A 26,221-nucleotide genomic window follows, 5' to 3' on the forward strand; every position below is an offset into this window, starting at 1 on the left:
CCGTCGGCCCTCAGGCCGGGGCGGTGCGCGATGAGGGTGCTGCTGCTCGGAGCCAACGGATTCATCGGCCGGTTCGTGGCCGACCGGCTGCTCGCCGACCCCGCCGTCCACCTCACGGCCCTCGGCCGCGGCGACGACGCCGACGTCCGGTTCGACCTCGCGACCGGCAGCCCCGGCGCGCTCACCCGCTTCCTGGACGCCGTCCACCCCGGGGTCGTCGTCAACTGCGCCGGCGCGACCCGGGGCGGCGCGCGCGACCTCACCCGGCACAACACCGTCGCCGTGGCCACCGTCTGCGAGGCGATGCGGCGCAGCCGCTGCACCGCCCGCCTGGTCCAGGTCGGCTGCGCGTCGGAGTACGGGCCCTCGCAGCCCGGGTCCTCCACCGCCGAGGACGCCATCCCGCGCCCCGGCGGCCCGTACGGCGTCAGCAAGCTCGCCGCCACCGAGCTCGTCCTCGGCTCCGGGCTCGACGCGGTCGTCCTGCGGGTCTTCTCGCCGGTCGGCCCCGGCACCCCGGCCGGCTCCCCGCTGGGCCGGCTCGCCGAGGCGATGCGCCGCACCATGCAGGCCGGCGACGGCGAGCTGAAGCTCAGCGGCCTCGGTGTGCAGCGGGACTTCGTGGACGTACGCGATGTGGCGCGGGCCGTCCACGCCGCCTCGCTCTCCGCCGCGCAGGGCGTCGTCAACATCGGCACCGGCCGGGCCGTCCGGCTGCGCGACGCGGCGGCCGTCCTCGCCAAGGTCGCCGGATACGCGGGCGCGCTCCACGAGCTGGACTCGCCCCCCGCCCGCCTCCCCATCGGCGCCCCCCGCACCTCCACCGAGTCGGTCATCGAACACCTCTCGGCCACCCCGTCCCCCTACCCGGACGGCTGCGGCGCCTGGCAGCAGGCCGACGTCCGCACCGCGCGGGACCGGCTCGGCTGGCGCCCCCGGATCAACCTGGAGGAATCGCTCGCCGACATCTGGATGGAGGCGGCGTGCCGTATCTGACGAGCACCGGCACCGCCCGGCGCACCAGCGGCGCCGACCGGCTCGGCTTCGGCGTCCCCGGCTACGCCCACCCGCTGCTCGCCCCCGCCGAGTGGGCCGAGCTGACCCGCCCCGGCACCCCGCTGCACTGGGCCGTCCTCAACATCGACAACGGCCCCGGCAGCAGGCCCGACCCGCACTGCCTGGAGGCGGCCGGCCGGCTCCGCAACGCCCGCGCCCGCGCGCTGCGCGACGGGGATCCGGTCGACGCCGTCCGGGCCTCCGGCGGCAGGCTGCTCGGACAGCTCGACCTCGCCCACGGCACCCGCCCGTTCGGGGAGCTGCTCACCGACGCCCGGTCGTACCTGGACTGGTACCGGGTGGACGGCTTCTACCTGGACCGCTGCCCGGCCGGGCGCGCCGAGCTGCCCGCCGTCCGGCGGCTCGCCGGCACCCTGCGGGTCTTCCTGGGGAAGGAGGACGGCCACCTCGTGCTGGGGCACGACACCCACCCGTATCCCGGTTACGCGGAGACGGGCGACCAGCTCGTCACCTTCCGGGGTCCCTGGAGCGACTACCGCTGGTCCCAGGTGGCGGAGTGGACCGCGGCCTACCCGCCCGGCCGCTTCGCGCACTTCGTGCACGGCGTTCCGCGCACGCACCTGGAGGAGGCGATGCGCATCGCCCGCTGGCAGGGTGCCGGGACGATCTTCTTCACCGACCGGGGCGGACGGTCCGGTCCGGGGAATGGCCGCGGACAAAGCGACCCATTCGCGGCACTGCCCAGGTACTGGGACGAAATCGTCTCGCGGATCGGACCCGGTATCTCGGAATGAGAGGGGGCGTGGCAGTGTTACGGGAAGAACAACCGTACGTAGTCGAAGTACGTAGAAACCGACCACCTGCATTGTTGAGGTTCCTGTGTCGCTGCCACCCCTGGTCGAGCCAGCTGCTGAGCTCACCGTCGACGAGGTCCGCAGGTACTCCCGCCACCTGATCATCCCGGATGTCGGGATGGACGGGCAGAAGCGGCTGAAGAACGCGAAGGTGCTCTGTGTCGGCGCCGGCGGCCTCGGTTCGCCGGCCCTGATGTACATGGCCGCCGCCGGTGTCGGCACGCTCGGCATCGTGGAGTTCGACGAGGTCGACGAGTCGAACCTGCAGCGCCAGGTCATCCACAGCCAGGGCGACATCGGCAAGTCCAAGGCCCAGTCGGCCAAGGAGACCGTCCAGGGCATCAACCCCCTGGTCAACGTGGTCCTTCACGAAGAGCGGCTGGAAGCCGAGAACGTGATGGACATCTTCTCCCAGTACGACCTGATCGTGGACGGCACGGACAACTTCGCCACCCGCTATCTCGTCAACGACGCCGCGGTCCTGCTGAACAAGCCCTACGTCTGGGGCTCGATCTACCGCTTCGACGGCCAGGCGTCCGTGTTCTGGTCCGAGCACGGACCCTGCTACCGCTGCCTCTACCCGGAGCCGCCCCCGCCGGGCATGGTTCCGTCCTGCGCCGAGGGCGGCGTCCTCGGTGTGCTCTGCGCCTCCATCGGCTCGATCCAGGTCAACGAGGCCATCAAGCTGCTCGCCGGCATCGGCGACCCGCTGGTCGGCCGGCTGATGATCTACGACGCCCTGGAGATGCAGTACCGCCAGGTCAAGGTGCGCAAGGACCCCGACTGCGCGGTCTGCGGCGAGAACCCCACCGTCACCGAACTCATCGACTACGAGGCGTTCTGCGGCGTCGTGTCGGAGGAGGCCCAGGAGGCGGCGGCCGGTTCGACCATCACTCCGAAGCAGCTCAAGGAGTGGATCGACGCCGACGAGAAGATCGAGATCATCGACGTTCGCGAGCCGAACGAGTACGAGATCGTCGCGATCCCGGGCTCCCGGCTGATCCCGAAGAACGAGTTCCTGATGGGCAACGCCCTCCAGGACCTCCCGCAGGACAAGCGCATCGTCCTGAACTGCAAGACGGGTGTCCGCAGTGCGGAAGTCCTCGCGGTCCTCAAGTCGGCGGGCTTCGCCGACGCGGTCCACGTGGGCGGCGGCGTGATCGGCTGGGTCAACCAGATCGAGCCCGAGAAGCCGGTGTACTAGAAGACCTCGAAGGGGCCGGTCCGCATCGCGCGGGCCGGCCCCTTCGGCGTTCCAACGGCGTCGTTACGAGCAGGTCTTGCCGTCCGCCGGGACCTTCCCGTCCAGGAAGTACGAGTCCACGGTCGACGTCACACAGCTGTTGCCGCCGTACGCGCCGTGCCCCTCGCCCTCGTTGGAGAGCAGCACGCCGACGCCCTCACCCAGCTCGTCCGCCATCCGGCGGGCGCCCTCGTAGGGCGTGGCCGGGTCACCCGTCGTCCCCACGACCAGGACCGGACCGGCGCCCGGAGCGCTCGCCTCCGGGTGGTCGTGCTCGCCGTCCACCGGCCAGCCGGAGCACCAGCCCGCCGTGTCCCAGGCCAGGAACGGGCCGAAGACCGGGGACAGCTTCTCGAACTCGGGCAGCAGCGCCTTGGCCTCGGCCGCCGTGGGCCGCGCCTTGCCGTCCGCGCAGGAGATGGCCCGCTGCGAGTGGTTCTGGGTGTCGTAGTGGCCGTTCTCGTCCCGGCCGTTGTAGGAGTCGGCGAGCTGGAGCAGCAGGGCGCCGCTGCCGCCCTCGGCCTCGTCCAGGGCGCGGGTGAGGGTGGGCCAGCTGTCCTTGGAGTAGAGGGGGGTGACGATGCCGGTGATCGCCAGCGATTCGTTCAGCTCGCGGTCCGTGCCGGTCGGCAGCGGCTCGGCGTCGATCCGCTTCAGCAGCGCCGCGATCCGCCGGGTGCCCGCCTTCGGGTCCTGGCCCCGGTCCTTGAGGTAGTTCTCCAGGGCCCGCTGGAAGCCGGTCGCCTGGTTGCGCGCGTGCCCGGTGGTGTCCGCGGTGGGGTCCACGGCCGCGTCGAGGACCGTCCGCCCCACGTTCTTCGGGAAGAGGTGGGCGTACGTGCCGCCCAGTTCGGTGCCGTACGACATTCCGAAGTACGTCAGCTTCCCGTCCCCGAGGACCTGGCGGATCAGGTCCATGTCGCGGGCGGCGTTCGTCGTGCCGACGTACGGGAGGACCGTGCCGGACAGGCGGGCGCAGCCGGCCCCGAAGTCGGCGCCGTCCTTCATGAACGCCGCCTCCTCGGTCGCGGTGTCCGGCGTCATGTCCACATCCTGGTACGCCTTCTCCTGCGCCCGGTCGTCGCGGCACCGCACCCCGGCGCTCCGCGCCACCCCGCGCGGGTCGAAGCCCACCAGGTCGTAACGGGTGTTGAGGGTGGTGTACGCGGCGGCGGCGCGCGGCAGGATCGAGACGCCGGAGCCGCCGGGCCCGCCGAAGTTGAAGAGCATCGAGCCCAGGCGCCCGGCCTTGTCCGTGGCCTCCTTGCGGATCAGGGCGATGCCGATCGTGTCGCCCTGGGGCTTCGCGTAGTCCAGCGGTACCTTCACCGTCGCGCAGCGCCACTCGGAGCCCGGCGTCTCACCGCCCTCGGGGGCCTTGCAGCGGGCCCAGTCCAGGTGCTGCGAGGCGAGCGGGGCGGACGACGAGGCGGTGCCGCCGTCCGCCCGCCCGCCCGGCTTGTCGTCCGTACCGTCCTCGCAGCCCGTGAGCACCCCCGTCAGCAGCAGTGCGGCGGCGGCCAGGGCCCCGGTCCGTGCGTGTGCGACCACGTGTGCGTTTCCTCCCCGTCGAGCGCTGCCCGTACGGCAGTTCGCCCATCGTAGGGGGCCGCCCCGCGGGCGCTCAGCCGCAGACCGTGCCGGCCTCCGGGGCCTTGCCGTCGAGCAGATAGCCGCCGACCGCCTTCTGCACGCAGGCGTCGCCGCTGTTGTACGCGCCGTGGCCCTGGCCCTTGTACGTCATCTGCACGCCGACGTCCTCGCCCAGCTCCTCGGCCATCGCCTCGGCGCCCGCGTACGGGGTCGCCGGGTCGCCGGTGTTGCCGATGACGAGGATGGGGGCGGAGCCGGGGGCGCTGACGTCGGGGGTCTTCCAGGTGCCCTTGACCGGCCAGTCGGTGCAGCCCATCAGGCCCCAGCCCAGGTAGTTCCCGAAGACCGCGGAGGCGTCGCGGAATTCGGGGAGCTTCGCCTTCGTCTGCTCCAGCGTGAACCGCTCGCGCGAGTCGGCGCAGCTGATCGCGGAGTAGGCGGCGGCGGAGTTGTCGTAGCGCCCGTCGTCGGCGCGGCCGTTGAGGGAGTCGGCGAGCGCCAGGAGCAGGGAGCCGTTCCCGCCGTCGGCCTCGTCCACGCCCTGTTCCAGGAGCGGCCAGGTCTCCTTGGAGTAGAGGGCCGCCGCGATGCCGGTGGTGGCCTGGGTCTCGGTCAGCTTGCGGGCGCCGATGCCCTTGACGGGCTTCTTCTCCAGCTGGTCCAGCAGGGCGGCGATGCCCTTCTCGATCTCCTCGGCGTCGGAGCCGGGCAGCTTGCAGGCGTCGCCCCGGTCCGCGCAGTCCTTGGTGAAGTTCTCCAGGGCGAGCTGGAAGCCCTTGGCCTGGCTCAGCGAGGACTGCTCGGCGTCCTCGGTGGGATCGACCACCGCGTCCAGGACCGCCCGGCCGACCTTCTTCGGGAAGAGGTGCGCGTAGACGCCGCCCAGCTCGGTGCCGTACGAGATGCCGAAGTAGTACAGCTTGTCGTCGCCGAGGACCTGGCGCATCAGGTCCATGTCGCGGGCGGCGTTGGTGGTGCCGACGTACGGGAGCTGCTCGCCGGACCGTTTCTCGCAGGCGGCGGCGAACCTCTTGGTGTCCTGGACGAACGCCTTCTCCTCGGCCGCGTCGTCCGGGGTGCCGTCCTCCTGGTAGCGGGCGTCCAGCTGCTTGTCGGTCTCGCACTCGACGCCGTCGCTGTTCCCCACTCCGCGCGGGTCGAAGCTCACCAGGTCGTACCGGGCGCGCAGCTTGTCGTACGCCGTACCGAATGCGGGGAGGGTGGCGACGCCCGAGCCGCCGGGGCCGCCGAAGTTGAAGATGAGCGAGCCGATCCGCTTCTTCGGGCTGATCGCCTTCGCGCGGATGAGCGCCAGCTCGATGGTGTCCCCGTCGGGCTTCGCGTAGTCGAGGGGGGCCTTCATGGAGGCGCACTCCCAGTTCGCCCCGCCGGGCAGCGGGGACGGCGGTTTGCCGCCGCCCTGGGCCTGGGAGGGCGCGGGGCACTTCTTCCACGTCAGCTTCTGGGAGGTGAGGCCGGATGACGGGCTGCCGGTGGTGGCGTTCGCCGCGCGGGCCTGGCTCGTCGGGTCGGCGGCTTCCTTGTCACCGCCGTCCGCACAGCCGGCGAGGGGGAGCAGCACGGTCACGGTGGCGGCGAGGGCCGCGGCGCGCAGGGCAGGGGAGGTCCTCATCGCTCCATGCTGCGGTGGCGCCGGGGCGCGCGCACGGGGTGCCGGTCCAAGTGGGTGGCCCGTGCACGTAGGCCCTTCTGCGCACCTACGCCCTGCTGCGCGCCCGCGCCCTCCCGTGCACCCGGCTCTCCCGCTCAGCGCCCGCGCACGTTCAGATCTGCCCCTTGCGCGTGAGGTGGTTGAAGCACAGCCAGCCGGGAAGGACCGGCAGCCACAGGGTCATCAGCCGGAACAGCAGCACAGCCGGGGCGGCGACCTCCTTCGGCAGCCCGACCGCGATCAGACCCAGCGTCAGCGCGCCCTCGACGGCGCCCATGCCGCCCGGCGTCGGCGCGGCCGAGCCGAGCGCGTTGCCGGCGAGGAAGACCACCGCGATGCTCGCGTAGCTGAGGTGCGGGGTGTCCGGCCCGCTGAACGCCCGGACCGAGGCGTCCAGGCACATCACGAAGACGCCGGTCAGCAGCAGCATCCCGCCGATCCCGGTGAGCAGCTTCTGCGGGCGCTGCACCACGTCGAGCATGCGGGGCACGACCCCGGCGAACAGCGACCGCACCCGGGTCACCACGAACTTCCGCAGGAACGGGATGGCGGTGACCACGAGGACCAGCACGGCGACCGTCAGCAGCCCGGCGATCACGGTCCTGGACGGAGTGAGCGAGGACGGCGTCTTCTCGGTGCCGGTCAGATAGCCGAAGGCACCCAGCAGCAGGATGTGGCAGCCGAGACCGAACAGCTGGGACGCGCCCACGCTGGCGACCGCGAGACCGGGCCGCACCCCGGAACGCTGGAGGAAGCGGGTGTTCAGCGCGACCCCGCCGACCGCCGCCGGCGCCACGATCTTCACGAACGAACCGGCGACCTGCGCGAGGACGGTCCGCCCGAACGACACCCGCTCGGGCACGAAGCCCAGCAGGCTCATCGCGGCGGCCACGTAACTCAGCGCCGAGAAGCCGAGCGCGGCGGCCACCCAGCCCCACTCCGCCTGCTCCACGACCGCCCCGAAGTCGGCCTCGGTGACCTGCGAGATCAGGAAGTACGCGGCGATGGCACCGGCGATGAAGCTGAACAGGGTGCGCGGCTTGATGCGCTCCAGGCGGACCGGCTCGACCGGCGCCTGCGGCCGGATCAGCAGGACCTCCCGGCGGATCTGGGAGAGCAGGTCCTCCTCGCGCGCCTCTTCGAGGGCGTCGTCCATGGCCCGCTTCTCGGCCTGCTTCTCGGTGCGCAGCGACTTGCGGGCGCCTCTGCGGTCACCGCTCCTGGACAGCTCCGCGTCCTCGGCCCGGGCGCGCTTGGCCGCGTCCGACGCCTCCAGGACCGCCTCGCGCTCGCGCTGCGAACGTTCCCGGGCGAGCCTGCGCAGCTGGGCCCGGGTGGAGCGGCTGAGCGCGATCGGCTGGAGGAGGGGCAGGCAGTCGGCGACCGCGTCGGGGCCGAGCACGGCGAGCGCGGCGGCCACGGCCCGCTCGGGGCCCACCCGCAGACCGGTGGTGGTGAGCAGCTGGGCGATGTCCATCCGCAGGACCAGGTCGCCGGCCGCGATCTCGCCGCCGCGCAGATCGGTGACGAACACCGTGCCGAAACGATCCACCAGTATGGCGTCGCCGGTGAGCCTGCGGTGCGCGATCCGGCGCGACTGGAGGGCCTTGACCTGGTCCCACGCCCCGCGCACCAGGTCGTCGGTGATCTCGGAGTCCTCCAGGGCGTCCAGGGTCCGGCCGCCGATGTGCTCGTAGACCAGCATCACGGCGTCCGGGCCGAGCTCGGAGGTGGCGATGAGCTTGGGCGCGTTGGCCCCGGCGGCGATGGCCGCGTACGCGAGCAGCGCCTCCTGCTCCAGCGCCTGGCGCAGCGACTGGATGGACCGCCGCTGGGTGATGCCGCGCAGGGTGAGCCTGCGCCACACCCGGTAGAAGAACCCCTGGGCCTGTTGCTCGCGGTCCACGACGGTCACGTCGAGCGGTGGCCCGTCCTCCAGGGAGACCAGATAGCGGCGCCCCCGGTCGCTCTGGTCGCCGGAGTCGGGCGCTTCGTCCGCGCGCATCGCGGTGACCGGGCGGAAGCCGACGCGCCGCAGCCCGGCCATCAGGTGCTGGCCGGTCGGGCGGACGTTCGGTGAACCGACCGCGTACAGCGTGCCGTACGCCACCGTCCAGCCGATCAGCACCGTGAGCACGATGGAGAACGGGGTGGTGTAGCCGCCGACCAGCATCGCGAACGCGTCCAGCAGCAGCACCACCCACAGCACGACCCGCCAGCGCGGCCGTCTCGCCATGCCGACTGCGGTCATGTACGCGATCACCGGCGCGAGGTAGCCGTGCACGGGATCGGTGACCGCGTCGCCGGGCTGCGGCTGGGTCAGCGCGTCCTGGATGGTGCCGGAGGCGGACTTGGCGACCCACAGGTCGGTGGCGAGCGTCACCCCGTGCGCCAGCACCGCGGCCAGCACCCCGTCGGCGATCCGCAGCCCGTCGCGTTTGATCAGCCGCTCGATGGCGAAGGCGACCGGCACGAGCAGCACGGCGATGCTGGAGACCAGCCCGGCGAGCTTGATCAGCAGGTCGGGGGCCTGTCCGGTGCCCTTGTTGATGTCCTGTTCGAGGCCGGTGGTCGTGCCGTGGGCGAAGGCGGCGACGGAGACCAGCACGACGACCGCCAGCACCCCGATGAGCAGGCGCAGCAGGTCGGAGGGGCGGTGCACCCGGGCGGGCAGCAGGGGTTCGTCCCCGGAGACGCGCTCGGTCAGCGCCTCGTCGGAGGTGGCGAGCGTCGAGCCTGCCGGATACTCCGCGTCCGTCTCCGGCCGCCGCCGGTCACTGTCCGGACGCGGCTCGGCATCGGAGGCGTCGTCGGCCGCCTTCGGTGGCTGCACGCCCTGCTCCTTCGTCGCCTCTGATTGGTCTTCGTGTTCTCGTATCACCGGTCACCGCCCGCATGATGGTGGCACGGCCGATGGGCGCAAGGGGGCATCAGGGTGCGATGCGGGGGCGTGCGATGCGCAACATACGCTCCTTTCCCGCCGTGTGCACGCTGCGTGTGCGCACGGACACGGGACGGCTCGTGAGCGGCCGGGCTGTCGGTGGTGTGCGGCAGGATGGGGCGGATGAGCGAACACCCGACGGGCGACGCGCTGCCGGAGTACGCGGAGCGCGTGCTCGACGTCGCCGACCTGATCCCGCCCGGCCGTGTCATGACCTACGGCGATGTCGCGGAGTGGCTGGACGAGGGCGGCCCGCGCCAGGTCGGCCGGGTCATGGCGCTGTACGGGAGCGCGGCGCCGTGGTGGCGCGTGGTGCGCTCCGACGGCAGGCTGCTGCCCGGCCACGAGCTGCGCGCCCTGGACCACTACCGGGCGGAGGGCACCCCGCTGCGCGAGGCCCCCGCGAGCGCGGAGGGCCACCTCCCGCGCCTGGACATGCGGCGCGCGCGATGGGACGGCGAGACGGGCGGCCCGGCGGCGGCCGGCGGCGGTGGGGGAGCTCACACCTGACAGCTTCCGCCATGGGGCGGCGGAACGGGCGGATCCGCGTCCGTACGGTGGGCGCGGGGCGGGCGGCGGCCCGTCCGCGACCCGGCCCGCCGGGAGCCGCCGGCCGTCCGGCGGTGTGCGGCCGGGAGAACGTGACGAGCCCCGCAGCCCTCCCGCCCCATTCGAGGGGCACGCCGGAGTAGCGTCTTCAGTTCGCGGGCGACAGCGCGCCCTGACCACCCGTACACCCACCAGGACCGGCGAACCCACGTGAGCACCTCCTCCACCACCCGGCACAGTCCTCACCGTCACGCACGGCCGGGGACCACGGGCCCGTACCGGCTGGTGCGCACCCTGCCGGGGTCGGTGGAGCCCCCTCTCCTGGACGCGGCGCAGCGCGCCGTGGTTGACCACCCCGGCGGCCCGCTCCTGGTCCTCGCCGGACCCGGTACGGGCAAGACGACGACGCTCGTCGAAGCCGTCGCCGCGCGCATCGCCCGGGGCGCCGACCCGGCCCGCCTGCTGATCCTCACCTTCAGCCGCAAGGCCGCCGTGGAACTGCGCGACCGGATGGCCGCCCGGCTCGGTGCCGCCCGGGGGCCGCAGGCCACCACCTTCCACTCCTTCTGTTACGCCCTCGTCCGCGCCCACCAGGACGCCGACCTCTTCGCGGACCCGCTGCGGCTGCTCTCCGGCCCGGAGCAGGACGTGACCGTCCGCGACCTCCTGGCCGGCCAGCTCGAACTGGAGAAGGAGGGGCGCCCGCACATCAGCTGGCCCGACGAGCTGCGCGCCTGCCTGACCACGCGCGGCTTCGCCGACGAGGTACGCGCGGTGCTCGCCCGCAGCCGTGAGCTGGGCCTCGGCCCGGACGCCCTCGCCGCCTTCGCCCGGCGCACCGGCCGCCCCGACTGGGGCGCCGCCGCCCGCTTCCTCGCCGAATACCTCGACGTGCTGGACGCCCAGGGCGTGCTGGACTACGCGGAACTGGTGCACCGCGCGGTGCTGCTCGCGGAGCGTCCCGAGGTGTCGGCGCAGCTGGCGGGGGCGTACGACGCGGTCTTCGTGGACGAGTACCAGGACACCGACCCCGCGCAGGTGCGGCTCCTGCACGCGCTGGCCGGCAACCGGGGCAGCACCCCGGGGGGCGGCGGCGGGCGCGACCTGATCGCCTTCGGTGACCCGGACCAGTCGATCTACGCGTTCCGGGGCGCCGACGTCAACGGCATCCTCGACTTCCCGGAGATGTTCCGGCGCGCGGACGGCGCCCCGGCCCCGGTCGGCGTCCTCACCACCTCGCGCCGCTCCGGCGACCGGCTGCTGGCCGCCACCCGGCTGCTCACCCGGCGGATGCCGCTCACCCGGCTGCCCTCGGCGAAGGTCCGCGCCCACCGCGAACTGGGCGCGGTCCGCGAGGGCGGCACCGTCGAGGCGTACACCTATCCGACCGCCTCCACGGAGCTGGAGAACATCGCGGACCTGCTGCGCCGGGCCCACCTGGAGGACGGCGTCCCGTGGTCCGAGATGGCGGTCCTCGTCCGGGCCGGCGGACGCACGCTGCCCTCCCTGCGCCGGGCCCTGACCTCGGCGGGCGTCCCCCTGGAGGTCGACGGCGACGATCTGGCCCTGCGCCACGAGCCGGCGGTGGGCCCGCTCCTGACGGCGCTGCGCGCGGTGGCGGAGGCGGCGGTGCGGGGCGGGGCACCCGTGGAAGGGGAAGCGCCCTGGCTCGACACCGAGACCGCGCTCACCCTGCTCGCCTCGCCCCTCGGCGCGATGGACGCCGCCGATCTGCGCCGCCTCGGCCGCGCCCTGCGGGACGAGGAGCGCGCCGCCGGCAACAAGGTGCCCGCGCCCTCCGGCACCCTGCTGGCCCGGGCGCTCGCCGAGCCGGAACGCCTGGTCACGCACGATCCGGCGTACGCCCGGGGCGCCCAGCGCCTCGGCGCGCTCCTGCGTACCGCCCGCGAGCTCCTGGAAGCGGGCGGCACCGCCGAGGAGGCCCTGTGGGCGCTGTGGTCGGGCACCCCGTGGCCGGGCCGGCTGGAGCGGGCGGCCCTGCGCGGGGGCACCGCGGGGCGCAACGCCGACCGCGACCTCGACGCGGTGTGCGCGCTGTTCGAGACCGCCGCCCGTGCCGAGGAACGCACCGGCGGCCGGGGCGCGCTGAACTTCCTGGAAGAGGTGGACGCCCAGGACATCGCGGCCGACACCCTCTCCCGGCGCGCGGTCCGCCCCGACGCCGTCCGGCTGATGACCGCCCACCGCTCCAAGGGCCTGGAGTGGCGCCTCGTCGTCGTCGCGGGCGTCCAGGAAGGGCTCTGGCCGGACCTGCGCCGCCGGGGCTCGCTGCTCGAAGCGGACCGGATCGGCCGCGACGGGCTCGCCGAGCCGCTGACGCCCGGCGCCCTCCTCGCGGAAGAGCGGAGGCTGTTCTACGTGGCGGTGACCCGCGCCCGCGAGCGCCTGGTCGTCACGGCGGTCAAGGCCCCCGCCGACGACGGCGACCAGCCCTCCCGCTTCCTCGCCGAGCTGGGCGTCGAACCCCGCGACATCACCGGCCGCCCGCGCCGCCCGCTGTCCGTCGCCGCGCTCGTCGCCGAACTGCGCGCCACCACCGTCGACCCGGCCGCCTCGGACGCGCTGCGCGAGGAGGCCGCCCGCCGCCTCGCCCGGCTCGCGGCGCTCACCGACGACGACGGCCAGCCGCTCGTACCGTCCGCGCACCCGTACCGCTGGTGGGGCCTGTACGAGCCGACCCGCTCGGCTGTGCCGCTGCGCGACCGGGACCAGCCGGTCACCCTCTCCGGCAGCGCGCTCGACCAGCTCGCCAACACCTGCGCGCTCCAGTGGTTCCTGGGCCGCGAGGTGAAGGCCGACGCGCCCGCGACCGCCGCCCAGGGCTTCGGGAACGTCGTCCACGTGCTGGCCGACGAGGTGGCCTCCGGCCGTACGCCCGCCGACCTGGACGTCCTCATGGAACGGCTCGACTCGGTCTGGGACGGGCTCGTCTTCGACGCCCCCTGGAAGTCGCGCCAGGAGAAGGACCAGGCCCGCGCCGCCCTCGAACGCTTCCTGCGCTGGCACGTCATGGACCGCGCGGGACGCACCCCCGTCGCCAGCGAGCACGACTTCGACGTGACCCTGGAGGCGGGGGAGTACGAGGTGCGCATCCGGGGCTCCATGGACCGCGTCGAACGGGACGCCGAGGGCCGGGCCTATGTGGTCGACTTCAAGACCGGCAAGCAGTCCCCGACGAAGGACGAGGTCCACCGCCACCCCCAGCTCGCCGTTTACCAGCTGGCGGTCCGGGAAGGGGCGGTCGACGACGCCTTCGGCGGTACGCGGCCGGAGCCGGGCGGCGCCGAACTCGTACAGCTGCGCCGGCCCGCCCCCAAGAAGGAGGGCGGCGACGCCGCGCCCAAGGTGCAGGCCCAGGCGCCGCCCGACGGCGAGTGGGTCTCCGACCTGCTGGCGACCGCGGCCGGCCGGGTCCTGGACGAACGGTTCACTCCGACGACCGGCCAGCACTGCGGCCACTGCTCCTTCAAAGCGTCGTGCAGCGCGCAGCCGGAGGGGCGGAACGTCATCGAGTGATCAGTTCTTACGGGCCACCAGGCCGTACACACTGACGTCGGCGTCGGTGACGTCATTGATGTCCTGGTAGCGCGTACGGTCCAGCTCGTCCAGGCCCGCCACGAACTCCGGATCCGGGTCCCGGGCCTCCGGAAGGTCCACGACCCGTTCGGGGCGCCAGCGGTGCACGGGGACGATGCCGGGTTCGAGGAGCTCCAGGCCGTTGTCGGTGACGAACCGTTCCATCTGGGCGTACGACCGGCGCACCATGGCGAAGCCGCGCTCCTTGAAGCCCTTGGTGATGCTGCCGACCTGCTCCGGGTTGAGGTCCGAGCTGACGTTGCTCAGGACGAGGAAGCTGCCGGGGGCCAGCACGTCCACCAGCCGCTGCACGACCGGGTAGGCCGTCTCGTCCTCGATGAAGTGGGTCACGGCCGCGAGGACCAGGGCCGCCGGGCGGTCGAAGTCCAGCGTGCGGCGGGCGGCCGCCAGAATCCGGTCCGGCTCCCGCAGATCCGCTTCGATGTAGTCGGTGCGGCCCTCGGGACCGCTGGTGAGCAGGGCCTGCGCGTGGACGAGGACCACCGGGTCGTTGTCCACGTAGACGACGCGCGACTCGGGCGCGACGCGCTGCGCGATCTGGTGCACGTTCTGTTGCGTGGGCAGCCCGGTGCCGACGTCCAGGAACTGCCGGACGCCGTCGTTCGCGGCGAGGGTCACCGCCCGCCGCATGAAGTCCCGGTTGTGCCGCACGGTGAGGTAGCCGCGCGGATTGGCGGACAGCGCCATGGCCGCGGCCTCGCGGTCGGCCGGGTAGTTGTCCTTGCCGCCCAGGAAGACGTCGTACACCCGCGCGGGATGCGCCTTCGTCGTGTCGATGCGCTTCCTGAGCTCGGTGGCGTCAGGGGCGGCTGCGTCGGCGCTCATATGACCGTCCTCGTAAGGCTGTTGGTGCGACAAGCAGATAATTTAGACCCGCTTGGGTGTGACGGACGCCGCCGGGAGGCGGAGAGGTGGGCCGCTTCCACGCCTTCGCCGGTTGTCGGTGGCGCCGGTTAGCCTCTGTGGGGTGTCCCCGCGCCTCACCGATCCCGAGCAGCTCAAGGAGCTGCTGGGCATCCCCTTCACCCCGGAGCAGACGGCCTGCATCACCGCGCCGCCCGCCCCGCAGGTGATCGTGGCCGGAGCCGGGTCGGGGAAGACCACGGTGATGGCCGCCCGTGTGGTCTGGCTGGTCGGCACCGGCCAGGTCGCCCCCGAGCAGGTCCTCGGGCTCACCTTCACCAACAAGGCGGCCGGTGAGCTCGCCGAGCGCGTACGCAAGGCACTCGTCGCCGCCGGGATCACCGACCCGGACGTGATCGACCCGGACAACCCCCCGGGCGAACCCGGCATCTCCACGTACCACGCCTTCGCCGGGCGGCTGCTCACCGAGCACGGACTGCGCATCGGACTCGAACCGGGCACCCGCCTCCTCGCCGACGCCACCCGCTACCAGCTCGCCGCCCGCGTGCTGCGCGAGGCCCCCGGCCCCTACCCGGCCCTGACCAGGTCCTTCCCCACCCTCGTCAGCGACCTGCTGGCCCTCGACGCCGAGCTGGCCGAACACCTCGTACGCCCCGAACAGCTCGACGCGTACGACACCGAACTGCTGACCGCGCTGGAGACCGCCAAGCTCAGCAACGAGGAGCTGCGCAAGATCCCGGCGACCGCCGAGGCCCGCCGCGAACTGCTCGCGCTGACCCGGCGCTACCGCGACGCCAAGCGGAGCCGCGACCTCCTCGACTTCGGCGACCAGATCGCCCTCTCCGCCGAGCTGGCCCTCACCCGCCCCGAGGTCGGCGCGATCCTCCGCGACACCTACCGGGTCGTCCTGCTCGACGAATACCAGGACACCTCCGTCGCCCAGCGCCTCCTGCTCTCCGCCCTCTTCGGCAGCGGCCCCGGCACCGGTGAGCCGACCGGCCACGCCGTCACCGCCGTCGGCGACCCCTGCCAGGCCATCTACGGCTGGCGGGGTGCCTCCGTCGCCAACCTGGACGACTTCCCGAGCCACTTCCCGCACGCCGACGGCACCCCCGCGACCCGCTACGCCCTCAGCGAGAACCGCCGCAGCGGCGGCCGCCTCCTCCACCTCGCCAACGGACTCGCCGCACCCCTGCGCGCCATGCACGAGGGCGTCGAGGCCCTGCGCCCCGCACCCGGCGCCGAGCGGGACGGCCTCGTCCGGTGCGCCCTGCTGCCCACCCACACCGAGGAGATCGCCTGGCTCGCGGACTCCCTCGCCCACCTCGTGCGCACCGGCAAGGCGCCCGGCGAGATCGCCGTCCTGTGCCGCACCGCCGGTGACTTCCCGGAGATCCAGGCCGCGCTGGTCGCCCGCGACATCCCGGTCGAGGTCGTCGGCCTCTCCGGACTGCTCCACCTCCCCGAGGTCGCGGATCTCGTCGCCGTCTGCGAGGTCCTCCAGGACCCGGGCGCCAACGCGTCGCTCGTCCGGCTGCTCACCGGCCCCCGCTGGCGGATCGGCCCGCGCGACCTGGCCCTGCTCGGCCGCCGGGCCCGCCTCCTGGTGCACCGCGCCGCCCACGGCGACGACCAGGATGCCGACCCCGACCGCAGACTCGCCGAGGCCGTCGAGGGCATCGACCCGGCCGAGGTGATCTCCCTCGCCGACGCCCTCGACACCTTCCTGGACGGCGGCGGCGAGGAGGACGACCGGCTTCCGTTCTCCGCCGAGGCCCGCGTGCGCTTCGCGCGCCTCGCCGCCGAACTGCGCGACCTGCGCCGCTCCCTCTCCGACCCCCTGATGGACGTCCTGCACCGCGTCCTCGCCACCACCGGCCTGGAGGTCGAGCTCTCCGCCTCCCCGCAGGCCCTGGCCGCCCGCCGCCGCGAGACCCTGAGCAACTTCCTCGACGTCGCCGCCCGCTTCGCCGCCGTCGACGCCGAGGCCACACTCCTCGCCTTCCTCGGCTTCCTGCACACCGCCGCCCAGTACGAGAAGGGCCTCGACAACGCGCTGCCCGGCGGCGAGAACACCGTCAAGGTCCTCACCGCCCACAAGTCCAAGGGCCTGGAGTGGGACGTCGTCGCCGTGCCCGGCCTGGTCACCGGTCAGTTCCCCAGCGGCCAGTCCCGGGACGCCTGGACCTCCCAGGCCAAGGTCCTCCCGCACGCCCTGCGCGGCGACACCGCCACCCTCCCCGCCCTCCACGGCTACGACGCCAAGGGCCTCAAGGGCTTCAAGGAGGCGATGAAGGAGCACCAGCACACGGAGGAGCTGCGCCTCGGTTACGTCACCTTCACGCGCCCCCGCACCCTGCTGCTCGGCTCCGGCCACTGGTGGGGCCCCACCCAGAAGAAGCCGCGCGGCCCGTCCCCCTTCCTGGACGCGCTGTACGAGCACTGCGCCGCCGGGTACGGCGAGATCGAGGTGTGGGCGGACGCCCCGGCGGAGACCGACGAGAACCCGGCCCTGGCCGAGGCGTCCGCCGACCACGCCTGGCCGCTCCCGCTGGACGACACCGCCCTGGCCCGCCGCAGGGCCGCCGCGGACACGGTCATGGAGCTGCTGTCCCGGGCGGAGGCCGCGGAGGTCGCAACGGGCTCGGAGGTCGCAACGGGCTCGGAGGTCGCAGCGGGCTCGGAGGCCCCGGAGCCCTTTGGGCCCCCCGAGGTCCCGGCCCCCCGCACGCCCGCCCGCCTCACCCCCGAGGAGACGCGCACCCTCGCCTCCTGGGACCGTGACCTCGACGCGCTGGCCGGGGAGCTGCGCCGGGCCCGCGCCACCGTGCGCGACGTCCTCGTCCCCGCGTCGCTCTCCGCCACCCAGCTGCTGCGCCTCGCCGACGACCCCGACGCCTTCGCCCGGGAGCTGGCCCGGCCCATGCCCCGACCGCCGCAGCCCGCCGCCCGCCGGGGCACCCGCTTCCACGCCTGGGTGGAGTCCCGGTTCGAGGAGCTGCCGCTGCCCATGCTCGGCCCCGACGAGCTGCCCGGCGGCGACGAGAGCGACGCCGGCATCGCCGACGAGCGCGACCTCGCCGACCTGAAGGAAGCCTTCGAGCGCACCCCGTACGCCCGCCGCACCCCGTACCGCGTGGAGACGCCGTTCCAGATCACCCTGGCCGGCCGGATCATCCGGGGCCGTATCGACGCCGTGTACCGCACGGGGGACACGTACGAGATCGTGGACTGGAAGACCGGCCGCACCCACACCGCCGACCCGCTCCAGCTCGCCGTGTACCGGCTGGCCTGGGCCGAGCTGCACGGACTCCCGCTCACCGACGTCACGGCCACCTTCCTCTTCGTCCGCACCGGCGAGGCCGTCCGCCCGGCCTCCCTGCCGGGCCGTCCGGAGCTGGAGCGCATCCTTCTGGACGAGCCACTTCCGTCGGACGGATAAGCTGAAGGTCATGAGCGACACCCCGGACAGCGCTGTCCGCACGTACACCGAGCAGCACCGCGCGGCCTTCCTCGACGACCTCGCCGAGTGGCTGCGCATTCCCTCCGTATCCGCTCAGCCGGAGCACGAGGGCGACGTACGGCGCAGCGCCGAGTGGCTGTCGGCCAAGCTGAAGGAGACCGGATTCCCGGTCACCGAGGTCTGGGAGACCGACGGCGCACCCGCCGTCTTCGCCGAGTGGCCCTCCGACGACCCGTCGGCGCCCACCGTCCTGGTCTACGGACACCACGACGTCCAGCCCGCCGCCCGCGAGGACGGCTGGAGCACCGAGCCGTTCGAGCCGGTGATCCGCGACGGCCGGATGTACGGACGCGGCGCGGCCGACGACAAGGGGCAGGTGTTCTTCCACACCCTCGGCGTGCGGGCCCACCTCGCCGCCACCGGCCGCACCGCCCCCGCCGTGCACCTCAAGCTGATCGTGGAGGGCGAGGAGGAGTCCGGCTCCCCGCACTTCCGCGACCTGGTCGAACTCCACGCCGACCACCTCGCCGCCGACGCGGTGATCGTCTCGGACACCGGCATGTGGAACGAGACCACGCCGACCGTCTGCACCGGGATGCGCGGCCTCGCCGAGTGCGAGATCGAGTTCCACGGACCCGGGCAGGACATCCACTCCGGCTCCTTCGGCGGCGCCGTCCCCAACCCGGCCACCGAGATCGCCCGCCTCGTCGCCGCGCTCCACGACGCGGACGGCAGGGTCGCGGTCCCCGGCTTCTACGACGGCGTGGCCGAGCTCACGGAGACCGAGCGGGCGCTCTTCGCCGAGCTGCCCTTCGACGAGGCCGACTGGCTGCACACCGCCAGGTCCCGGGCCGCCTCCGGGGAGGCCGGGTATTCGACGCTGGAACGGATCTGGGCCCGCCCGACCGCCGAGGTCAACGGCATCGGCGGCGGCTACCAGGGCGCCGGAAGCAAGACGATCATCCCCTCGTCCGCCCGCGCGAAGATCAGCTTCCGCCTGGTGGCGGGCCAGGACCCGGACCACATCGAGAAGGCCGTACGGGCCTGGGCCGAGGCCCGCGTCCCGGCCGGGATCAGCCACCGGATCACCTTCCTCCCCGCCACCCGGCCCTGCCTGACGCCCCTGGACCACCCGGCGCTCCGGGCCGTGGCCCGCGCCATGGGCCGGGCCTTCGGCCAGAAGGTCCTCTTCACCCGCGAGGGGGGCTCCGGACCCGCCGCCGACCTCCAGGACGTGCTCGGCGCGCCGGTCCTCTTCCTCGGCATCTCCGTACCGTCCGACGGCTGGCACGCCCCCGACGAGAAGGTCGAACTGGACCTCCTCTTCAAGGGCGTCGAGACCGCCGCCCACCTCTGGAGCGACTTGGCGGCCGCCCTCCGCTGAATTCTCTGAACGCCCGATCCATCCCGGGGGAGTAGGAAGCACCTGTGAGCACCTTCGACAACGCCACCACGGACCGGCCCATCGGTCTGACCGCGCCGAGCGGCATCGACCGCGCGGCGCACCACCGCCTTGACGAGGCGTGGCTGTCCGCCGCGTGGAGCCACCCGACGACCCGGGTCTTCGTCGTCTCCGGCGGCCAGGTGCTGATCGACGACACCGACGACGGCACCGAACTCGTGATGACGCCCGCCTTCGAGGCCCCCGTCACCGAGACCCACCGCTACTTCCTCGGCACGGACGCGGACGGCGTCAGCTACTTCGCCCTGCAGAAGGACACCCTGCCCGGCCGCATGGACCAGTCGGCCCGCCCGGCGGGGCTGCGCGAGGCGGGGATGCTGCTCGGCCCGCGCGACGCCGCCCTGATGGTGCACGCGGTGGCCCTGGAGAACTGGCAGCGGCTGCACCGCTTCTGCTCCCGCTGCGGCGAGCGCACGGTGATCGCGGCGGCCGGCCACATCCGCCGCTGTCCGGCGTGCGGCGCCGAGCACTACCCGCGCACCGACCCGGCGGTCATCATGCTCGTCACCGACGACCAGGACCGGGCACTGCTCGGCCGCCAGGTGCACTGGCCCGAGGGCCGCTTCTCCACGCTGGCCGGGTTCGTCGAGCCGGGCGAGTCGATCGAGCAGTCCGTGGCCCGCGAGGTCTTCGAGGAGGCCGGCATCACGGTCGGCGAGGTCGAGTACGTCGCCAGCCAGCCCTGGCCGTTCCCGTCCAGCCTGATGCTGGGCTTCATGGCCCGCGCCGCGACGTTCGACATCAACGTGGACGGCGAGGAGATCGAGGAGGCGCGCTGGTTCTCCCGCGAGGAGCTGACCGCCGCCTTCGAGTCGGGCGAGATCCTGCCCCCGTTCGGCATCTCGATCGCCTCCCGGCTGATCGAGCTCTGGTACGGCAAGCCGCTCCCGAAGCCGGTGCGCGCGGGCGTCTGACCCGGCCCGGACACGACACCGCCCCCACCGGTACGGGACCGGAGGGGGCGGGGAGCCCGGGGGCGTCAGGCGCCGAGGGCCTGCTTCACCTGGGCCAGGCTCGGGTTGGTCATCACGACGTCCCCGCCGCCGTTCTCGGGGACCACGAGCACGGTCGGGACCGTCTGGTTTCCGCCATTGGCCTTCTCGACGAAGGCGGCCGACTCCGGGTCCTGCTCGATGTTGATCTCGGTGTAGGCGATGCCCTCGCGGTCCATCTGCCCCTTCAGCCGACGGCAGTAGCCGCACCAGGTGGTGCTGTACATCGTCACAGTGCCCGGCATGTCTTCGCGCTCCTCTGTCTCTTCGGTCCCGGCAAATCCCGTCACGCCCGGACGGCCGCCCGCGCGTCTGGTACGTCACACGCGGCCGGGGCGTGCGTTGCCGCACGCCAGGTGAACGTATGCGACCCGGCCGCCATTCCCGCCCCCGGGGCCCTTACGGAGACGGCCCGCGGGACCGTCCTCGCATTAGTGCGACGGATACCTCACCCCTGTGGACAACCACCGCACGCGTCCCGTGCGACCTGGCAGCATGGCGGGGTGACATCAGCGACGCACTCCACCCTCTTCCCCCGGGTCCCGGACACCGCGGACGCCGTCCTCGACGGGCTCGACCCCGAGCAGCGCGAGGTGGCCACGGCCCTGCGGGGCCCGGTGTGCGTGCTGGCCGGAGCCGGTACGGGCAAGACGCGGGCCATCACACACCGCATCGCCTACGGGGTGCGCGCGGGGATACTCCAGCCGTCGAGCGTGCTGGCCGTCACGTTCACCAACCGGGCCGCGGGCGAGATGCGCGGCCGGCTCCGCCAGCTGGGCGCGGGCGGGGTGCAGGCGCGCACCTTCCACTCCGCGGCCCTGCGCCAGCTCCAGTACTTCTGGCCGAAAGCAGTCGGTGGCGAGCTGCCCCGGCTCCTTGAGCGCAAGGTCCAGCTGGTGGCCGAGGCGGCGGCCCGCAGCGGCCTGCGGCTCGACCGCAACGAACTGCGCGACGTCACGAGCGAGATCGAGTGGGCCAAGGTCACCCAGACCGTCCCCGCGGACTACCCGGCGGTGGTCGCCAAGGCCCAGCGGGACGCCCCGCGCGATCCGGCGGAGATCGCCAAGGTCTACGAGACCTACGAGGAGCTGAAGCGCGAGCGCACGGTGATCGACTTCGAGGACGTGCTGCTCCTCACCGTCGGCATCCTCCAGGACCGGCACGACATCGCCGCCCACGTCCGCCGCCAGTACCAGCACTTCGTCGTGGACGAGTACCAGGACGTGAGCCCGCTCCAGCAGCGGCTGCTGGACCTCTGGCTCGGCGACCGGGACAGCCTCTGCGTCGTCGGCGACGCCGGCCAGACGATCTACTCGTTCACCGGGGCGACCCCGGACCACCTGCTCAACTTCCGCACCCGCCACCCCGGTGCGACCGTCGTGAAGCTGGTTCGCGACTACCGCTCCACCCCGCAGGTGGTCCACCTGGCCAACGGGCTGCTCTCGCAGGCCACCGGCCGGGCCGCCGAGCACCGCCTCGACCTGATCTCGCAGCGCGAGCGCGGCCCCGAGCCGGCCTTCGTGGAGTACGCGGACGAGCCCGCCGAGGCCGAGGGCACCGCCCGCCGCATCCGCGACCTGATCGCGGCGGGCGTCCCGGCCGGCGAGATCGCGGTGCTCTACCGGATCAACGCCCAGTCCGAGGTGTACGAGCAGGCCCTCGCGGACGCGGGCGTGCCCTACCAGCTCCGGGGCGCCGAGCGGTTCTTCGAGCGCGCGGAGGTCCGCGAGGCGGGCGTGGCCCTGCGCGGGGCGGCCCGTGCGGGGGGCAACGACTCCCTCCTGGACCACGCGGACGACCTCCCCGCCGAGGTGCGCGCGGTGCTCTCCACCACGGGCTGGCGCAGCGAACCGCCCGCCGGGTCCGGTGCGGCGCGCGACCGCTGGGAGTCCCTGGCCGCCCTCGTGCGGCTCGCCGAGGACTTCGAGCGGGCCCACCCGGGGGCGACGCTCTCCGACCTGGTCGCGGAGCTGGACGAGCGGGCCGCCGCTCAGCACGCGCCCACGGTCCAGGGCGTCACCCTGGCCTCGCTGCACTCGGCGAAGGGCCTGGAGTGGGACGCGGTGTTCCTGGTCGGGCTGACCGAGGGCATGATGCCGATCACCTACGCCAAGACGGCGGAGCAGATCGAGGAGGAGCGCCGGCTGCTGTACGTCGGCGTCACCCGGGCCCGCTTCCACCTCAGTCTGTCCTGGTCGCTCTCCCGGTCCCCCGGCGGCCGGCCCGGACGGAAGCCGACCCGCTTCCTGAACGGGCTCCGCCCCGGCTCCACGGGCCCCGGCGCCCGGAGCGCGGCGGCGGCCGGGCAGGGCGGCGTCTGGGCCGGGGACGGCTTCCGGAGCGGCGAGGGCGGGGCGGGCGGCTCCGGTGGCGCGGGGCGGCCGGCGGCGGCCAGGCGGAAGGCCCGGACACCGGCCCGGTGCCGGGTCTGCGGCAAGACCCTGACGGACGCCGGCGAGATGAAGCTGATGCGCTGCGACGACTGCCCGTCCGACATGGACGAGGCGCTGTACGAGCGGCTGCACGACTGGCGGGCGGCCCGGGCGCGGGACATCGGCCAGCCCGCCTACTGCGTGTTCACCGACCGGACGCTGATGGCCATCGCGGAGGCGGTGCCCGGCACCGAGGGCGATCTGGCCGGGATCCCGGGGGTGGGCGCGCGGAAGCTGGGCCGCTTCGGCGCCGCCGTTCTGGACATCTGCGCAGGTGGCGATGGGCGCGAGGGTGAGGCGGAGGCCGCCGGGGAGATGTGAGAAAAACTCGTCGCAAAAATAGTTTGCGCCCGCCCCAGTCATCACCATAGGTTCTTAACCACGGAAACAGCGGCTTCTCTGAAGCCCTCGCTCCGTGCTGTACTTATCCGAATACGCAGGACCGGCCCGCCGGTCCCCCCGAGACGCCGAGAGGAGGCGATTGAAGTGATCAGCATCATCGAGACCAACAAAATGACCGATCTCTCGGTCGTCTCCGCCTGCTCGCTCGGCCTTCTCGCCCGTGCCCCGAAGTCCTCCCTGCGCGCCACCGGTGTGTCCGGCGTCTCCGCCGTCATTCCGATGTCCCTGGCCGGCCTTCCCGTGCGGGAGCGCAATGAGCGACCGACCCAGGCACCGGCAGCAGCAGTAGCGAAGGGACAGGCCCCGGCCTATGCCTTTGCGGCCGTCGGTGCGGGAGCGGAAGCCGGCGTCATCGAGCAGACGAAGCAGCACCACACGATGTGGGCCTTCCGTGGGCCTGAACCCTGGAGTGATCCAGCCTGATCCAGCATCAGGCCGGCGCCTTCAGGGCCGCGGAACCCCACTCGGGATCCGCGGCCCTTTTGTTTTGCCTCCACGGGCGAGACAACGAGAAGGGGCCTCGGGACAAGCAGGACCTGGTACCAGCCGCCCCCCGGCCAACAGGCCGGAAACGACCAGACGAGGACACCACCACCGTGCAACTCGAAGCGCACGCCCCGTCAGTACCGCCTTCCGACACGATCTCCCCGCCCGGCCTCACGGAGGACTCCACCTTGACCCCCCTCACCGCGCTCACCGCGCTCGACGACGCCATCGAGAACCTCGGCGTACCCGTCCCCTGCCGCGCCTACGACCCGGAGGTCTTCTTCGCGGAGTCGCCGGCCGACGTCGAGTACGCGAAGTCCCTCTGCCGCACCTGCCCGCTGGTCGAGGCGTGTCTCGCCGGTGCCAAGGAGCGCCGCGAGCCGTGGGGTGTCTGGGGTGGCGAGCTCTTCATTCAGGGCGTCGTCGTCGCCCGGAAGCGGCCGCGTGGTCGCCCGCGCAAGAACCCGGTCGCGGCGTGACCGCCGACCTGGGGGTCCCGGCCCCCAAGCCCATGAAGCGCATCGGAACCATCGACCGTCCCCTCACCCACGATCCCCGAAACCAGGCTCCAATGACCATCCCCACCCCCACGTCCGAGCCCGCCGGCTCCGCGACCCCAGACGTCACCATCATCGGCGCGAACGACTCGCGTCAGAACAGGACCCGCGAAATGCAACTCATCCCAGAAGCCCTGGCCCGTGCGCATATGCACGACCGCCTGCGCGAGGCCGACGCGGACCGTCAGGCAGTGCGCCTGATCTCCGCCCGGCGGATGCAGCGTCGTGCCGAGCGCGCCTCGATGCGCGCCCGCCGCGCGCTGGCCATGGCCGTCATGCACTGACCGGCCCCGGCCGGCCAAGGAGGCCCCGCCCGGACGCAGCCGCTCTCTGCGCCCGGCGGACCGCGCCTCCCGGCGCCACCCGCGCAGCAGCACCCCACCCCGGGGCCGATCCGTCCGACGGACCGGCCCCGGGGGCGTTTCGGGGCGGGCGGGGCCCACATCGCCGGGGCCCGGACCGGGTGCCGGAGTCCGGGAGCCGGAGTCCGGCCGAGTCCGCTCGGGCTCGTCCGGGTCCGGCCCGGCTCAGCTAACCGGCGTCCACCGCTTCGGCGGACCTCGGTGCCGGCGGTACGTGCTTGGAGCCCTGGTCCTCGGAGCCTTGGTCCTGCGCGTCCGGGTCCTCCGCGTCCGGGTCCTCCGAGGCCAGGTCCTCCGCGTCCTCCACGTCCTCCTGGACCTCCAGGTCCTCCGCGTCCTCCTCCACCGGCAGGAACCCCGGCAGCCAGGAGTCGAGTTCGTCGCGGAGGCGGACCGTGGCGCCGAGCTGGCACAGCACCCCGATCGTGCTCAGCGTCACCCGGTGTATCAGCAGGTAGGACGGCGGCAGGTTCAACTGCTTGCCCAACTGATGGGCCGGAGAGCGCGGATCCGCTATCCGGGCCGCCTGATGACGCATCCAGCTCCGGCTGAACGTGAACTCCTCCACCTCGGCCGGCTCGATGATCGGCAGCAGATAGTCCAGTACCGCGTCCGGCTCCAGGTCGATCGAGTCCTTGACGAACCCCTCCGTCCGCAGCATCTCGTAGACCGCGTCCGCGTCGCCCGCCAGCGTCAGCCGCAACGCGTCCCCGATGGTCTGTGGCAGACCCCCCGGCAGCCGGTCCACCGTCCCGAAGTCCAGTACGCCCAGCCGCCATGAGGCCTCGTCGGCACCCTCCTCGGCCTCCGAATCCGGAGGCAGGAGCCGGAAGTTGCCCGGGTGCGGATCGGCGTGGAGCAGGCCGGTGCGCGCGGGGCCCGAGAAGAGGAACCTCGCGAGCAACTGGCCGGCCCGGTCGCGCTGCCCGGCCGACCCGTCGGCGATCACATCGGCCAGCGGAACCCCGTCCATCCACTCGGTGACCAACACCTGGGCCGACTGGTGGACCACCTCCGGGATCACGACATCGGGATCGTCCGCGAACTCCTCGGCATGTGCCTGCTGGGACCGCGCCTCCTGCTCGTAGTCCAGCTCCTCGGAGACCCGGTCGCGCATCTCCGTGATCAGCGGCTTGATGTCCATGCCCGGAACCAGCGGGCCCAGCAGCCGCGCGAACCGGCTGAGCTGGGTCAGGTCCGAGAGCAGCGCCTCGCCCGCGCCCGGGTACTGCACCTTCACGGCCACGTCCCGGCCGTCGTGCCACACCGCCCGGTGCACCTGGCCGATCGACGCCGCAGCCGACGGCTTCTCGTCGAAGGTGAGGAACAGCTCCCGCCAGTCCTCGCCGAGCCGCTCCGCCAGGACCGCGTGCACCGTGCCGCTCGGCATGGGCGGTGCGGCCTCCTGCAGCTTGGTGAGCGCCGCGCGGTACGGGCCCGCGACCTCCTCGGGAAGCGCGGACTCGAAGACGGACAGGGCCTGGCCGAGCTTCATCGCCCCGCCCTTCAGCTCCCCGAGGACCTTGAAGAGCTGGTCGGCGGTGCGCTGCTGGACCTCGCGGGCCACCAGCTCCGCCGACTTCCCGCCGATGCGCTTGCCCAGCCCCCACGTGGCGCGGCCGGCGAAACCCAACGGCAGCGTGGCCAGCTTGGCGGTACGGGTGACCGCCTTCCGGGGAAGATCAGACATATGCCCCTCCAATTCCCAGACTGC

General features: G+C 73.2%; 18 protein-coding genes. 12 read left to right on the top strand and 6 right to left on the bottom strand.

The window, feature by feature from the left end; genetic code table 11:
• Positions 1-30: 30 nt before the first annotated feature.
• The 3 genes from ACFZAT_RS03380 (at position 31) to moeZ (ending at position 3,075) form a co-directional block, all read left to right on the top strand.
• On the top strand, positions 31-996 hold the full coding sequence (locus tag ACFZAT_RS03380) for an NAD(P)-dependent oxidoreductase (RefSeq protein WP_018105517.1): 966 nt from the start codon (positions 31-33) through the stop codon (positions 994-996).
• Positions 984-1,811 carry a spherulation-specific family 4 protein gene (locus tag ACFZAT_RS03385; RefSeq protein WP_391259311.1) on the top strand — a complete coding sequence of 276 codons (828 nt, stop codon included), beginning with the start codon at positions 984-986 and terminating at the stop codon, positions 1,809-1,811. Before ACFZAT_RS03380 ends, ACFZAT_RS03385 begins: the two co-directional genes overlap by 13 nt.
• Before the next feature lie 85 nt (positions 1,812-1,896).
• Positions 1,897-3,075: an adenylyltransferase/sulfurtransferase MoeZ gene (gene moeZ, locus ACFZAT_RS03390; RefSeq protein ID WP_391259313.1), complete on the top strand. Its 1,179-nt coding sequence runs from the start codon at positions 1,897-1,899 to the stop codon at positions 3,073-3,075.
• A 63-nt stretch (positions 3,076-3,138) separates the two neighbouring features.
• Here moeZ and ACFZAT_RS03395 read toward each other — a convergent pair whose 3' ends face one another.
• The 3 genes from ACFZAT_RS03395 to ACFZAT_RS03405 all read right to left on the bottom strand — a co-directional run bounded on the left by ACFZAT_RS03395 (position 3,139) and on the right by ACFZAT_RS03405 (position 9,212).
• Positions 3,139-4,665, bottom strand: a complete 1,527-nt coding sequence (locus ACFZAT_RS03395) for an alpha/beta fold hydrolase (RefSeq protein WP_391259316.1) — start codon at positions 4,663-4,665, stop codon at positions 3,139-3,141.
• Positions 4,666-4,738: 73 nt separating this feature from the next.
• The gene (locus ACFZAT_RS03400; protein ID WP_391259319.1) at positions 4,739-6,340 is read right to left on the bottom strand and encodes an alpha/beta fold hydrolase; all 1,602 of its coding nucleotides are present in this window, start codon (positions 6,338-6,340) and stop codon (positions 4,739-4,741) included.
• A gap of 151 nt (positions 6,341-6,491) precedes the next feature.
• The gene (locus ACFZAT_RS03405) at positions 6,492-9,212 is read right to left on the bottom strand and encodes a lysylphosphatidylglycerol synthase domain-containing protein (protein ID WP_391259322.1); all 2,721 of its coding nucleotides are present in this window, start codon (positions 9,210-9,212) and stop codon (positions 6,492-6,494) included.
• Between the two features lie 231 nt (positions 9,213-9,443).
• On the opposite strand from ACFZAT_RS03405, the gene ACFZAT_RS03410 reads away from it, so the two are divergent.
• Together ACFZAT_RS03410 and ACFZAT_RS03415 are read left to right on the top strand one after the other, a co-directional pair.
• Positions 9,444-9,830, top strand: a complete 387-nt coding sequence (locus ACFZAT_RS03410; protein ID WP_391259325.1) for an MGMT family protein — start codon at positions 9,444-9,446, stop codon at positions 9,828-9,830.
• Positions 9,831-10,079: 249 nt separating this feature from the next.
• The gene (locus ACFZAT_RS03415; protein ID WP_391259328.1) at positions 10,080-13,406 is read left to right on the top strand and encodes a UvrD-helicase domain-containing protein; all 3,327 of its coding nucleotides are present in this window, start codon (positions 10,080-10,082) and stop codon (positions 13,404-13,406) included.
• Here ACFZAT_RS03415 and ACFZAT_RS03420 read toward each other — a convergent pair whose 3' ends face one another.
• A complete protein-coding gene (locus ACFZAT_RS03420; RefSeq protein WP_391259331.1) occupies positions 13,407-14,312 on the bottom strand; it encodes an SAM-dependent methyltransferase in 906 nt (301 codons plus the stop codon).
• Positions 14,313-14,454: 142 nt separating this feature from the next.
• Here ACFZAT_RS03420 and ACFZAT_RS03425 point away from each other — a divergent pair, with 142 nt between their 5' ends.
• The 3 genes from ACFZAT_RS03425 to nudC are packed head-to-tail and all read left to right on the top strand — an operon-like array spanning position 14,455 to position 20,190.
• The gene (locus ACFZAT_RS03425) at positions 14,455-17,793 is read left to right on the top strand and encodes a UvrD-helicase domain-containing protein (protein WP_391259334.1); all 3,339 of its coding nucleotides are present in this window, start codon (positions 14,455-14,457) and stop codon (positions 17,791-17,793) included.
• 10 nt (positions 17,794-17,803) lie between these two features.
• Positions 17,804-19,198, top strand: a complete 1,395-nt coding sequence (locus ACFZAT_RS03430) for a dipeptidase (protein WP_391259337.1) — start codon at positions 17,804-17,806, stop codon at positions 19,196-19,198.
• 44 nt (positions 19,199-19,242) lie between these two features.
• Positions 19,243-20,190, top strand: a complete 948-nt coding sequence (gene nudC, locus ACFZAT_RS03435; RefSeq protein WP_265541586.1) for an NAD(+) diphosphatase — start codon at positions 19,243-19,245, stop codon at positions 20,188-20,190.
• Between the two features lie 65 nt (positions 20,191-20,255).
• Here nudC and ACFZAT_RS03440 read toward each other — a convergent pair whose 3' ends face one another.
• Complete coding sequence (locus tag ACFZAT_RS03440) at positions 20,256-20,513, bottom strand: mycoredoxin (RefSeq protein WP_073964075.1); 258 nt, start codon at positions 20,511-20,513, stop codon at positions 20,256-20,258.
• A gap of 258 nt (positions 20,514-20,771) precedes the next feature.
• Between ACFZAT_RS03440 and ACFZAT_RS03445 the strand changes: the two genes are divergently transcribed.
• From ACFZAT_RS03445 to ACFZAT_RS03460, 4 genes are all read left to right on the top strand, one after another.
• Positions 20,772-23,021, top strand: a complete 2,250-nt coding sequence (locus ACFZAT_RS03445; protein ID WP_391259341.1) for a UvrD-helicase domain-containing protein — start codon at positions 20,772-20,774, stop codon at positions 23,019-23,021.
• A 165-nt stretch (positions 23,022-23,186) separates the two neighbouring features.
• Complete coding sequence (locus tag ACFZAT_RS03450) at positions 23,187-23,525, top strand: hypothetical protein (RefSeq protein WP_391259343.1); 339 nt, start codon at positions 23,187-23,189, stop codon at positions 23,523-23,525.
• Positions 23,526-23,698: 173 nt separating this feature from the next.
• Entirely contained in the window at positions 23,699-24,067 is a 369-nt protein-coding gene (locus ACFZAT_RS03455) for a WhiB family transcriptional regulator (RefSeq protein WP_018105532.1), read from the top strand.
• Positions 24,068-24,099: 32 nt separating this feature from the next.
• On the top strand, positions 24,100-24,429 hold the full coding sequence (locus ACFZAT_RS03460; RefSeq protein WP_073964864.1) for a hypothetical protein: 330 nt from the start codon (positions 24,100-24,102) through the stop codon (positions 24,427-24,429).
• A 247-nt stretch (positions 24,430-24,676) separates the two neighbouring features.
• Here the strand turns inward: ACFZAT_RS03460 and ACFZAT_RS03465 are convergent, their stop codons facing one another.
• Positions 24,677-26,197: an AarF/UbiB family protein gene (locus ACFZAT_RS03465; RefSeq protein WP_391259346.1), complete on the bottom strand. Its 1,521-nt coding sequence runs from the start codon at positions 26,195-26,197 to the stop codon at positions 24,677-24,679.
• Positions 26,198-26,221 lie beyond the last annotated feature (24 nt).

This window comes from Streptomyces sp. NPDC008163 (assembly GCF_042956885.1).
GTDB lineage: Bacteria > Actinomycetota > Actinomycetes > Streptomycetales > Streptomycetaceae > Streptomyces > Streptomyces drozdowiczii_A.